Origin of the sequence: Haemophilus pittmaniae, assembly GCF_900186995.1 — a bacterium.
Taxonomy (GTDB): Bacteria; Pseudomonadota; Gammaproteobacteria; order Enterobacterales; family Pasteurellaceae; genus Haemophilus_D; species Haemophilus_D pittmaniae.
Map to the genome: position 1 here is coordinate 969,207 of NZ_LT906463.1, position 12,914 is coordinate 982,120.

The window sequence follows — 12,914 nt, forward strand, 5'->3', positions numbered from 1 at the left end:
GCCTAATGTTCTATACAATACCGCGCAATTGTATCTTATTTATCGGAATTAAGGAAAACACAATGCGTAAAATGAAATCCTTCGCCGTGGCAGCCCTTGCGGCACTTGCGGTGGTTGGTTGTAGCAGTAATAATAAAGAAGTTGAACAAGCCTCAGTAAACGAACTGTATAACAAGGGGAGCAGCGCGCTGCAAGAGGGTAGTTTCACCGATTCCATTCGCTACTTAAACGCCGTGACCACCCGTTTCCCGGGTTCGACCTATCAAGAGCAAGCCATGTTGGATCTAATTTATGCCAACTACAAGGCGCAGGATTACACAGCAACCTTGATGACAATCGATAGTTATCTGAATCAATTCCCGCAAAGCCCAAATCGTGATTATGCGGTATATATGGCCGGTTTAACCAATTTGGCAACCGCCGATAACGCAATTCAAGATTTCTTTGGAATTGACCGTTCCACCCGTGAAAATACCTCGTTGAAAACTGCGTTTTCCAACTTCCAAAGTTTGGTACGTGCATTCCCGCAAAGCCCATATTCACAAGATGCTTTAGCGCGTATGGCCTACATCAAAGATATGTTAGCGCGTCATGAATTGGATATTGCTAAATTCTATTATAAACGTGATGCCTACGTAGCTACTGCGAACCGAGTAGTGGGCATGTTACAGCTTTATCCGGATGCTAAAGCTACCTACGATGCATTACCGTTAATGCGTGATTCCTACGAAAAAATGGGCTTAAAAACCCTCGCTGAACAAACTCAACAGGTGATCAATGCAAACCAAAATAAACAATTTGGCGAAGTGAAGAAACCTGAAGAGCCAAGCCTTATCGAGCGTGTATTACCTTGGTTCGGTGGCAAGAAAGAACAGCAATAATCGCAGGCAACATAAAAGGGCGTTTGAAACGCCCTTTTTTATATCTGAAATACAAGGGATGGTTGTTACCATCCCTTGTTTTTTAGGTGCATAAACGCCCCATCGAAAATTGGAGTTTTGCTAAAAAATCAACTCTAAGTCATTGATTTTATTAGGGTTGGTTTGGAAATGGGATTACTCCTCAAATACACCGCTGGCAAACCAACTTTCCAGAATTAAACAGGCGGAAATGCCGTCAACCTTGGATTTATTGAGAGCTCGAAAACCGCCGCGGCTAAAGATTTCATCGCGAGCCTCGGTGGTGGTGAGGCGTTCGTCTTGGAGTTGCACGGGAATATTAAAGCGCCCTTGCAGACGATTGGCGAATTTCCGTGCGCGTAGCGTGAGTGGCTGTTCGGTGCCATCCATATTCAGCGGCAGGCCAACTACAATCACCCGCGGTGCCCATTCGCGCAGGCATTTTTCGATCGCATCCCAATTGGGAATACCATCTTGAGCATTAAAGGCCGGCAAGGCTTGCGCTGTCCCAGTAATACTTTGGCCGACTGCGCAACCAATGCTTTTTGTCCCGAAATCAAAGGCTAGAGCGGTAAATCCCATTAGGCATGTCCCATTTGTTCCGGCACTAAATTATCGCCGTAGATCCGTAATTGTCGACTGGCGGTACTATAGCGGTCGTCATAACGGGTATGGAATAAGATGTAATTATTGGAGGGGGCGACCAACCAAACATTGTCAGCAATTTCCTGTTCCAATTGTCCCGGAGCCCAATTGGCGCAACCGAGGGCGACTAAATAATTCTCCGGAGCATCGGAGCTGCCGAAAGTGTTGATAATATCGGCGGAGGTAGTGAGCCACAGATTATCGCTAATCGGGTAACTGTGTTCGAATTCCGTTTTACTTTTGGTATGCACAATAAAACCGCGTTCGCTATGTACCGGCCCACCGGTGAGCACTAAGGTGCCGGTTACATGACGTTGGCTGAATTGGCGATTGTTGATCGACATTAAATTTAGCTTGGAATACAGCTCAGCGATACTTAAGTCGGTAGGGTAGTTGATCATCACGCCCATAGCGCCCTGTGCGTTATGTTCGCAAATTAGAATGACCGCCTGCTCAAAGTAATCCTTTACGTGGGGCATAGCGATTAAAAGTTGGCCTTGTAAGTTCATTATCCTAAGTCTCCAAAAGTCAATTGTAATGCAGTGATGGCTGAGAGCGCGGCGGTTTCCGTACGCAGCACACGCGGGCCTAATAATACATCGGTGAATCCCAATTGTGCGGTTTGCGCGATTTCTTCCGCCGACAAACCGCCTTCGGAACCGATCAACAAACGCACACCCGCAGCAGGCGGAGTGGGAAGGGTTTTAATGGAATAACTGGCGCGTGGATGCAAATTGAGTTTCAAACTGCCGTCCTGTTCGGCGCACCAATCGGCTAGTTTCATCAATGGGCGAATGAGTGGAATTTGATTACGTCCGCATTGTTCGCAGGCGCTAATCGCAATTTTCTGCCATTGTTGCAATTTTTTGGCTAGGCGATCACCATCTAATTTTACGCCGCAGCGTTCCGACCAAAGTGGCGTGATCGCCGATACGCCTAATTCAACGGATTTTTGAATGGTAAACTCCATGCGTTCACCGCGTGAAATAACTTGTCCCAAATGGATAGGAAGCGGTGATTCCCGATTGGCGGATTGACAATCTAAAATCTGCACGGAAATTGTTTTTTTATCGGCACGTACAATTTGCGCCGGAAAAATATGATTGCTGCCGTCAAATAGTTCGATCTGTTGACCTTCGCCCATGCGCAATACGCGCCCGACATGATTGGCCGCGTCTTCACTCAGTTGTACCTGAGTCGCGTTAGCTAAGGATTCGGGATGATAAATTCGGGGAATTCGCATAGTGCCTCTTATAAAAAATGCGGCGCAAAATGGCCTTTGCCCGCATTTTTTGTTGAAAACAAATTGAATTAGGATTCGTTTAGGGTGTTTGGTAGGGTTTCCAAAATACTGCGCCAATATAACGCTGATTGTTGGTTGTGTTTACGAATGCAATCCACTACTACATCGGCGTTGCCTTGACGGCAAATTTCGCGCAACTCCAAATAAAATTGGTGGGTTAATTCGCGATGTTTTGGTTCGGCAAAAAACAACAAGCCGATCTTGTGATATACCCCTTTCAAACTGTTATACACCAAGCAATAAAATGGCTTATTGGCGATCATCGGAAATTGACGGAACAACCAATAATCAAAATTGATGTAACTTTCTGCGGTATTGGATAAATCGTCCAAGCCGGCAAATAGTTTGAAACATTCCTGCGGTGAGAGTTTAACCGCTTCATAAATGTAGGATTCTGACATCCGACTGCGCAATGACAACATGTTTTCGATAATCAATGGCGCGCTGTCGCTATCCAATGTGATCAGGGTTTCGATAATGTTGGGGCCGGCGGTATCCCAAATATTATTTACTTGAGTTGGCTTACCGTGCTGAATGGTGAGCCAACCGTCGCGTGCCAAACGCTGTAGTACCTCGCGCAAGGTGGTGCGTGTAACTCCAATTTTATCCGCTAAATCCCGTTCGGAAGGCAAGTGGGTGCCGGCCGGAAATACATCGTTCCAAATACTTTTAACGATATATTCTTCCGCTAACGCGGCAGGGCTTTGTGCCTTTAAAAATAGATTTTCATTTTGCATAGTTATAATTAATTGAATAAAAAAAACAGGAAAAGGCTAAAAGGTGATTTGTATCAATTCATTCCCTGCGGTTGCTTATTATCCTTGAAAGCTGTATATATTACAACGTTAGCCCTATAAAAAACAAAAAAACGGAGTTGTTCTATGACTTATATGCAAGCTTTTATGAAGAACTTTCTGGGTGCTAGCCCCGATTGGTACAAAGTCACAATAGTGGCTTTTTTAGTGATCAATCCGCTAGTGTTCTTCTGTGTGAGCCCTTTTCTTGCAGGATGGTTGTTAGTCGGTGAGTTTATTTTCACCCTAGCCATGGCCTTAAAATGTTATCCGTTACAACCGGGCGGTTTGCTGGCCATTGAGGCTATTGTCATCGGTATGACCCATCCCGCCCATGTAAAAGAAGAGCTATTGACTAATTTTGATGTATTGCTGCTCTTGATGTTCATGGTGGCGGGTATCTACTTTATGAAGCAATTATTGCTTTTCTTATTCACCAAATTATTGGTGCGTATCCATTCCAAAATTGTACTTTCCTTAGCTTTTTGCTTTAGCGCTGCATTTCTTTCTGCCTTTTTAGATGCGCTAACCGTAGTCGCGGTAATCATCAGCGTGGCAATGGGCTTCTATGGTGTGTATCACAAAATTGCTTCCGGTAAGAGTCTGCAGGATGCCTCGGATATTGGCAACGATGACAAACTGGGTAAAAACCGTGAAACCCTCGAACGTTTCCGTTCCTTCCTGCGTAGTCTAATGATGCATGCCGGGGTGGGGACTGCGCTAGGTGGTGTGATGACAATGGTGGGTGAGCCACAAAACTTGATCATTGCCGGCCAAGCCAAATGGAATTTCTTGGAATTCTTCTTTCGTATGGCGCCGGTGACCTTACCGGTGTTTGTATGCGGTTTGGCAACCTGCTACTTGCTAGAAAAATTCAAATTATTTGGTTATGGCGAACGTTTACCGCATAAAGTGTGGGCCATTTTGGCGCGCCTTGACCGTAACAATGCCGAAAAAATGTCAAAACAAGACAAAATCAAATTAACCGCACAAGCGATTATTGCCATTTGGTTGATTGTTGGTTTGGCATTGCACTTAGCTGAGGTTGGGCTTATTGGTTTGAGTGTGATTATTTTAGCCACATCCTTCACCGGCGTGACCGATGAACATGCGATTGGTAAAGCATTCCAAGAAACCATGCCATTTACGGCGTTGCTTGCAGTGTTCTTTTCGGTGGTCGCGGTGATTAATGATCAACATCTATTTGCCCCAATTATCCATTTCGTATTAGCGGCCGAAGAGAGAATTCAGCTCTTGCTATTCTATGTCTTTAACGGCTTGTTATCGGCGATTTCCGACAACGTATTCGTCGCGACCGTATATATTAACGAAGCGAAGGCCGCTTTAACTTCTGGTGCGATTGCTCCGCATCAATACGAATTGTTAGCTGTGGCGATCAACACCGGTACCAACTTACCATCGGTGGCGACACCAAACGGTCAAGCGGCATTCTTATTCTTGTTGACCTCTTCCTTAGCGCCGTTAATTCGTCTTTCTTACGGTCGTATGGTCATCATGGCCTTGCCTTATACCATCGTACTTTCCCTTGTGGGCTTGTTAGCGATCGAGTTTATTTTGCCGCCATTAACCATCTGGTTGGCGGAACTTGGCTTAATTGCCGCCATTTAATGACGACACAGGAGATCCCATGCTTAATGCGTTAAAAATCTTTTCCACTCAACGTTCGGCTTGGTTGTTGCTATTTTTCTCAGCAGCAGCCCTGGAAGGCACAGCGTTGTATTTCCAACATGGCATGGGATTACAGCCTTGCGTACTCTGTGTGTATGAACGTTTGGCAATGGTGGGTTTAATGGTTGCCGGCTTGCTTGGTGCGCTTGCACCAAGTAACCTATTTTTCCGGCTATTGGCGTTGGCTGTTGGCTTATTTTCAGCCATTAAAGGTTTATTGGTGAGCGTGCGCCATTTGGATTTACAAATGAATCCGGCACCGTGGAAACAATGCGAATTTATCCCGAATTTCCCGGAAACTATGCCATTTCACCAATGGTTTCCGGCAATCTTTAATCCGACCGGTAGCTGCGATAACAGCCAATGGTCATTATTCGGCATTACGATGGTGCAATGGTTGGTATTTATTTTTGCGGTGTATGCCTTATTGCTTATTCTTATCAGCCTTGCTCAATTCAAAAAAGCCCGCCACAATCGCTCATTATTTAAATAGCCTGCATGGGCAAAAAAGGGACGGATTGACCGTCCCTTTTTTATTATTCGCAAACGCCCCCTCAAAATTCAGAGTTTTTCAGAAAAATGCATGTAACCCATTGATTTTATTATGGTTGATCTAAAAATGGATTTTTCCCCGGTAAAATCGCTTTTGGGAAGACATTATTGACAATGCTATTGTTTAATTCTTAAACAGAAAAATAATAGCTTATCGCAAAATTACCCCTTTATTCTGCTGCTTATCCTTGCTATAGTTCGCCACCTTTTCGCCCTTAAAAAAACCCGTTACGGGAGAAAAATCGGGCTATTTGGATTCTAAAATTCCCCTCAAAATCAGGGAAACGATTGCGTAAAAAATCGCCTTTGAAAATTTCAAAAACTTTACATAAATTTACATTATCTTTACAAAACTGGCGTTTTTGTGGGCTTATGTAAAGTATTGTAAATGTTGGTAAATTCCCTTTTGTTACATAGGGGTTTTCAGTAGAATTCCATCGTCAAACTCGGGGAGAGGTCTCTTTGAGTGGGAAATTGTCGCCTAGCGCTGCTGCAAGGCGCTAGGTCGGAAACCACGCTAAGTGGTTGATTTATCAAATAAAGATAAAGGAAAAAATATGAACAAGATATTCAAAGTTATTTGGAACCATGCCACGCAAACTTGGACCGCGGTGTCTGAGTTGGGTCATGCGCACGGCAAAACCAAATCACAAAAACTTGCCAAATTAACCGCAGTTGCCGGTGTAGTGATCGGTGCGTTGGCTGTATCACAAGATGCCATGGCTGCGGTGGATGTGACAGGCTCAAAAATTAACGTTGCACCAAATGGTTTACCGGGAAATACGGTCACCGATAATTCAATTGTTGTTGGTTATCAAAATACTGTACAGCGTCCAGGCAATGGCAATGGTATGACCATTGTTGGTGCAAATAACACGGTAAGTGGTGACTCTGCTTTAGCTGTGGGTAACCAAAACAAAGCAATGAATGGCGCTGCTTTAGCTGTTGGTGCTGGAAATACTGCAAGTGGTGAAGCCTCTATTGCCGTGGGTAATCTTGCTAATGCGACAGCAATTCGTTCTGCAGCGGTAGGTAATAATGCTAATGCAGCAGCTGATGGTGCGAGTGCGTACGGTAGCCGTGCAAATGCAACCGGCCAAGATTCTGTTGCTATTTCAACTAATACTACCGCATCAGGTAAAAATGCAGTTGCTGTAGGTTCATATTCTACAGCCTCAGGCCGTAATGCAACGGCGGTTGGTACAACTTCTAAGGCTACTGAAGAAAGAGCTTCAGCTTTCGGTGTTTTAGCCAATGCGGAAGGTGTTAATTCGACTGCCTTGGGTCAAAGTGCGCATGCTTCAGCGCAGTTTGCGACCGCTGTGGGTGATAGAACTCAGGCGGGTGCTGCAGCAGTTGCAGTAGGTACCCAAGCCAATGCTTCAAAACAAGATTCTATCGCAATTGGTAACAATGCGACCGGTGCTTGGACTAATACTGTTGCTGTAGGTAAAGATACTATCGCAAGTCAAGACCACGCGATTGCAATGGGTACAAGTGCAAATACTTCAGGTGTTCAAGCTATCGGTATTGGTTCATACAGTAAAGCAGAAGCAAATTCATCAATTGCTATTGGTCAAAATGCAACCGTTAGCGGTGTAGCTGCGACAGCGGCAGTTGCCGTTGGTTATTTAGCTGAAGCAACAGCAGCCAATACCTTTGCAGGTGGTAAGAGTGCGAAAGCGAGCGTTGATAACGCTGTTGCATTGGGTGTGCAATCCAATGCTAGCGCACGTAATGCGGCTGCATTAGGTGCATATTCTGCAGCTTCTGGTGAGCGTGCAGCGGCTGTAGGTGCTGCAGCAAACGCTTCTGGAAAACATTCAACCGCTTTAGGTACAGGTTCTTCTGCAAGTATCGAAAATGCGGTGGCTCTAGGTTCAGATTCTGAAACCGCAGAAAACTTCGTTCCAACCAATAATGCAACCGTAGGTACTGTTACTTATAGTAACTTTGCGGGTAATACTAGTGCGTTAGGTAATGGTGCGGTTGTTTCTGTAGGTAAAGCAGGCAGCGAACGTCAAATTCAAAACGTGGCAGCAGGCCGTATTAACTCAACATCAACCGATGCGATCAACGGTTCTCAACTTTATTCTGTAACTAATGCTCTTGTAAGCAATCCATTCAAATTCGAAGGTTTACAAGGTTCTGCTCAAGTGGGATCAACCTATAACTACACACCATCTAGTAGTGCGAATGCGATCCTACAATTAGTAGCCGGTACCGGTTTAAAAATGACCGAGGGTACAGTTACTACAGATGCGAGTACTGGAAAGTCATACCACAAATTTGTGTTAAGTGTAGATCCTAGCTATGTAGGTGCAACTGGTGCTACAGGCGCAACTGGTGCTACAGGCGCTACTGGTGCTACAGGTGCAACTGGTGCTACAGGCGCAACTGGTGCTACAGGCGCAACAGGTGCAACCGGTGCTACAGGCGCAACCGGTGCTACAGGCGCAACCGGTGCGACAGGTGCAACCGGTGCTACAGGCGCAACCGGTGCGACAGGCGCAACTGGTGCTACAGGCGCAACTGGTGCTACAGGTGCAACTGGTGCTACAGGCGCAACAGGTGCGACAGGTGCTACTGGTGCTACAGGCGCAACCGGTGCTACTGGTGCTACAGGCGCAACCGGTGCGACAGGCGCAACTGGTGCGACAGGCGCTACAGGTGCTACAGGCGCAACTGGTGCGACAGGTGCTACAGGTGCAACCGGTGCTACAGGCGCAACAGGTGCGACAGGTGCTACTGGTGCAACAGGCGCAACTGGTGCTACAGGCGCAACTGGTGCTACAGGCGCAACAGGTGCGACAGGTGCTACTGGTGCTACAGGCGCAACCGGTGCGACAGGCGCAACTGGTGCGACAGGCGCTACAGGTGCTACAGGCGCAACTGGTGCGACAGGTGCTACAGGCGCAACTGGCGCTACAGGTGCTACAGGCGCAACTGGTGCTACTGGTGCAACAGGTGCTACAGGTGCAACCGGTGCAACAGGTGAAACAGGCGCTACAGGTGCTACTGGTGCTACTGGTGCAACAGGTGAAACTGGTGCTACAGGCGCAACTGGTGCTACTGGTGCGACAGGTGCTACTGGTGCAACAGGTGCTACAGGTGCTACAGGTGAAACAGGTGCTACAGGTGCTACAGGTGCAACTGGTGCTACAGGTGCTACAGGCGCAACCGGTGAAACTGGTGCAACCGGTGCGACAGGTGAAACTGGTGCTACAGGCGCAACTGGTGCTACAGGCGCAACTGGTGCTACTGGTGCTACAGGCGCAACTGGTGCGACAGGTGCAACAGGTGCAACAGGTGCAACAGGTGAAACTGGTGCTACCGGCGCAACAGGTGCTACAGGCGCAACCGGTGCGACAGGTGAAACAGGTGCAACAGGTGCTACTGGTGCAACAGGTGAAACTGGTGCGACAGGTGCGACAGGTGCAACTGGTGCTACAGGCGCAACAGGTGCAACAGGTGCAACCGGTGCTACAGGTGCTACAGGTGCGACAGGTGCAACTGGTGCTACAGGTGCAACCGGTGCGACAGGTGCAACTGGTGCTACAGGCGCTACCGGTGCTACAGGTGCTACAGGTGCAACCGGTGCAACAGGTGAAACAGGCGCTACAGGTGCTACTGGTGCTACTGGTGCTACTGGTGCAACAGGTGAAACTGGTGCTACAGGCGCAACTGGTGCTACTGGTGCGACAGGTGCGACAGGTGCAACTGGTGCTACAGGCGCAACAGGTGCAACAGGTGCAACCGGTGCTACAGGTGCTACAGGTGCGACAGGTGCAACTGGTGCTACAGGTGCAACCGGTGCGACAGGTGCAACTGGTGCTACAGGCGCTACCGGTGCTACAGGTGCTACAGGTGCAACCGGTGCAACAGGTGAAACAGGCGCTACAGGTGCTACTGGTGCTACTGGTGCTACTGGTGCAACAGGTGAAACTGGTGCTACAGGCGCAACTGGTGCTACTGGTGCTACAGGTGCTACAGGTGCAACAGGTGCTACAGGTGCTACAGGTGAAACAGGTGCTACAGGTGCGACAGGTGCAACTGGTGCTACAGGTGCTACAGGTGCAACTGGTGCTACAGGCGCAACTGGTGCTACTGGTGCTACAGGCGCAACTGGTGCGACAGGTGAAACTGGTGCAACCGGTGCAACCGGTGCAACAGGTGCTACAGGCGCTACCGGTGCTACTGGTGCGACAGGTGCAACAGGTGCAACCGGTGCTACAGGTGCTACAGGTGCTACAGGTGCAACCGGTGCAACTGGTGCTACAGGCGCTACCGGTGCTACAGGTGCTACAGGTGCAACAGGTGCTACTGGTGCAACAGGTGAAACTGGTGCGACAGGTGCGACAGGTGCAACTGGTGCTACAGGCGCAACAGGTGCAACAGGTGCAACCGGTGCTACAGGTGCTACAGGTGCTACAGGTGCAACCGGTGCAACTGGTGCTACAGGCGCTACCGGTGCTACAGGTGCTACAGGTGCTACAGGTGCAACCGGTGCAACAGGTGAAACAGGTGCTACTGGTGCTACTGGTGCTACTGGTGCAACAGGTGAAACTGGTGCTACAGGTGCAACCGGTGCGACAGGCGCAACTGGTGCTACTGGTGCTACAGGCGCAACTGGTGCTACAGGCGCTACTGGTGCAACAGGTGAAACTGGTGCTACAGGTGCAACCGGTGCGACAGGCGCAACTGGTGCTACTGGTGCTACAGGCGCAACTGGTGCAACAGGTGCTACAGGCGCTACTGGTGCTACAGGCGCAACCGGTGCTACAGGTGCGACAGGTGCTACAGGCGCTACCGGTGCGACAGGTGAAACTGGTGCTACAGGTGCTACAGGTGCTACAGGCGCAACAGGTGCTACAGGCGCAACAGGTGCTACAGGTGCTACAGGCGCAACCGGTGCTACTGGTGCGACAGGTGCTACAGGCGCAACCGGTGCGACAGGTGAAACTGGTGCTACAGGCGCAACTGGTGCTACAGGCGCAACCGGTGCGACAGGCGCAACTGGTGCGACAGGCGCTACAGGTGCTACAGGCGCAACTGGTGCGACAGGTGCTACAGGTGCAACTGGTGCTACAGGCGCAACTGGTGCGACAGGTCCTAAAGGTGATACAGGTCCAGAAGAGCATGTAAGTGTTGTAGCTAAAGATAACACCGTAAATGTTGACAATACGGCTAGAAACGCCAATGGAACAGTTAAGTACGAAGTAAGTGCTAATACCACTAACGTGACCGTAAATCCAAACGGAACTACGAAAGTAGATACCACTAATGGCGGTACAGGTGATAACTTAGTGAACGCAACCACAGTTGTGAATGCGATTAACAATGCATCATTTAACGTGACTACTGGTGCTCATGTAGATGCAGTAGTAACTGATACTGCTGGCGGTGTAACGACACAAGTGAAACCGGGATCAACCGTAACTATCACTTCCGGTAAAAACGTAGCAGTAAATCAAACTGTTGATGCACAAGGTAATCCGACTTTCGTTATCTCAACAACGAATGATGTAAGTCATAACAATGTGACTGCGAATAATGTGACTGCAACCAACGTTACAGCACAAAATGTAACCGCGAACAATGTAACTGCAAACAATGTAACCGCAGGTAATACAACCACAACTAACCTAACAGTTAAAAATGGCGGTAATATCGATATGGGCGGTAACCAAGTTCATAACGTAGCTAACGGTACTAATCCAACTGATGCGGTGAACTTGAGCCAATTGAATGCAACCAAAACTGTGGTGAAAGAAGGTAACCAAACTAAAGTTACTGCAACACCTAATGCAACTACCGGCGGTACGGATTACAAAGTGGATGTAAACACCACTAACTTATCCAACAATACTACCGATGGTAAAATCACTGTTCCGAGTGATGGTGGTTTAGTGACAGCAATTGATGTGGCTAACGCAATCAATGCAGCTTACTGGAAAGTGGGTGATAATGCAGGTACTGTGAAACACAATGTTTCTGCTGGTCACCAAGTGAACTTCGTAAACGGTAAAGCAACAAGCTCTAACGTTACTGTTGAAGCGAATGGTGTAAGTACTGTGACTTACGATGTGAATGCTGGCGATGGCTTACATATCGATGGCAATAATAAATTAGTTGCAAATGTTACCGACATTCAAGCTGGTGATAATGTTACTGTGAACAATAACAATGGTGTTTACACCATCAGTGCAAACAATACGCAAGCTAGCGTAAGTACTGATCCAAACAAAGGTATCACTGTAACTCCAACCACTAACGCGAACGGTACAACTAACTATAAAGTAACCGTTGATATCGATAACGACACTATTACCGTGAATAATCAAGGTAAATTAGTGGCGACAGCGAGTGGTTCAACTAACTTTAACGTGTCCACATCCAATGCGGGCAATAAAGTAGCCAATAAAGAAAGTGGTACGAAGACAACGCATATTACCGGCGGTAAAACCATCAATTACGCTGCAGGTAAAAACATTGCGATTGACCAAAACAATGGCGATATCCTCATCTCAACAACTGAAGATGTAAGCCATAACAGCGTAACCACTAACGACTTAACAGTGAATGAAGGCGGTAACATCAATATGGGTGGCAACCAAGTTCATAACGTGAAAGCCGGTACAGAAGATACGGATGCAGTAAATGTTTCTCAATTACGTAGCAACATCACTAACGTGAACAACCGTATCAATAAAGTACAAAAAGAAGCCCGTGGCGGTATCGCTGGTGCTAACGCTGCAGCTGGTTTACCACAGGTTTACATCCCTGGTAAATCCATGGTGGCTGCTTCTGCCGGTACTTTCAAAGGCGAAAGCGCATTAGCAGTGGGTTACTCACGCTCTAGCGACAACGGTAAAGTGGTTCTTAAAATCCAAGGTAACGCCAACACCCAAGGCGACTTGGGTGGCTCTGTGGGCGTCGGTTACCAATGGTAATCTCTAGCGTTTAGCTACTAACTCAAACCCGGCTTCGGCCGGGTTTTTTGTTTTTTATTTGTAGGAACAGACTTTATGT

8 protein-coding genes are annotated in these 12,914 nt (G+C 47.7%); 4 read left to right on the top strand and 4 right to left on the bottom strand.

Going from position 1 to position 12,914, the window contains the following annotated elements; genetic code table 11:
- The first annotated feature begins 62 nt into the window (after nucleotides 1-62).
- Complete coding sequence (locus CKV74_RS04840) at nucleotides 63-881, top strand: outer membrane protein assembly factor BamD (RefSeq protein ID WP_007241955.1); 819 nt, start codon at nucleotides 63-65, stop codon at nucleotides 879-881.
- Between the two features lie 174 nt (nucleotides 882-1,055).
- On the opposite strand, the gene ruvX is transcribed toward CKV74_RS04840, so the two are convergent.
- From ruvX to fadR, 4 genes are all read right to left on the bottom strand, one after another.
- On the bottom strand, nucleotides 1,056-1,481 hold the full coding sequence (ruvX, locus tag CKV74_RS04845; protein WP_007241942.1) for a Holliday junction resolvase RuvX: 426 nt from the start codon (nucleotides 1,479-1,481) through the stop codon (nucleotides 1,056-1,058).
- The gene (locus CKV74_RS04850) at nucleotides 1,481-2,056 is read right to left on the bottom strand and encodes a YqgE/AlgH family protein (protein ID WP_039847776.1); all 576 of its coding nucleotides are present in this window, start codon (nucleotides 2,054-2,056) and stop codon (nucleotides 1,481-1,483) included. Before CKV74_RS04850 ends, ruvX begins: the two co-directional genes overlap by 1 nt.
- Nucleotides 2,053-2,787: a 16S rRNA (uracil(1498)-N(3))-methyltransferase gene (gene rsmE / locus CKV74_RS04855; RefSeq protein WP_095176812.1), complete on the bottom strand. Its 735-nt coding sequence runs from the start codon at nucleotides 2,785-2,787 to the stop codon at nucleotides 2,053-2,055. The genes CKV74_RS04850 and rsmE overlap by 4 nt, the downstream gene beginning before the upstream one ends.
- Nucleotides 2,788-2,855: 68 nt before the next feature.
- On the bottom strand, nucleotides 2,856-3,584 hold the full coding sequence (fadR, locus tag CKV74_RS04860; protein ID WP_007242017.1) for a fatty acid metabolism transcriptional regulator FadR: 729 nt from the start codon (nucleotides 3,582-3,584) through the stop codon (nucleotides 2,856-2,858).
- Nucleotides 3,585-3,728: 144 nt separating this feature from the next.
- Between fadR and nhaB the strand changes: the two genes are divergently transcribed.
- The 3 genes from nhaB to CKV74_RS10625 all read left to right on the top strand — a co-directional run bounded on the left by nhaB (nucleotide 3,729) and on the right by CKV74_RS10625 (nucleotide 12,835).
- The gene (gene nhaB / locus CKV74_RS04865) at nucleotides 3,729-5,270 is read left to right on the top strand and encodes a Na(+)/H(+) antiporter NhaB (RefSeq protein WP_007242037.1); all 1,542 of its coding nucleotides are present in this window, start codon (nucleotides 3,729-3,731) and stop codon (nucleotides 5,268-5,270) included.
- A gap of 19 nt (nucleotides 5,271-5,289) precedes the next feature.
- Nucleotides 5,290-5,823 carry a disulfide bond formation protein DsbB gene (gene dsbB, locus CKV74_RS04870; protein ID WP_007241966.1) on the top strand — a complete coding sequence of 178 codons (534 nt, stop codon included), beginning with the start codon at nucleotides 5,290-5,292 and terminating at the stop codon, nucleotides 5,821-5,823.
- Between the two features lie 616 nt (nucleotides 5,824-6,439).
- Nucleotides 6,440-12,835 (top strand): ESPR-type extended signal peptide-containing protein, encoded by a 6,396-nt coding sequence (locus CKV74_RS10625; protein WP_095176813.1) that lies wholly within the window; start codon nucleotides 6,440-6,442, stop codon nucleotides 12,833-12,835.
- The last annotated feature ends 79 nt before the right edge of the window (nucleotides 12,836-12,914 follow it).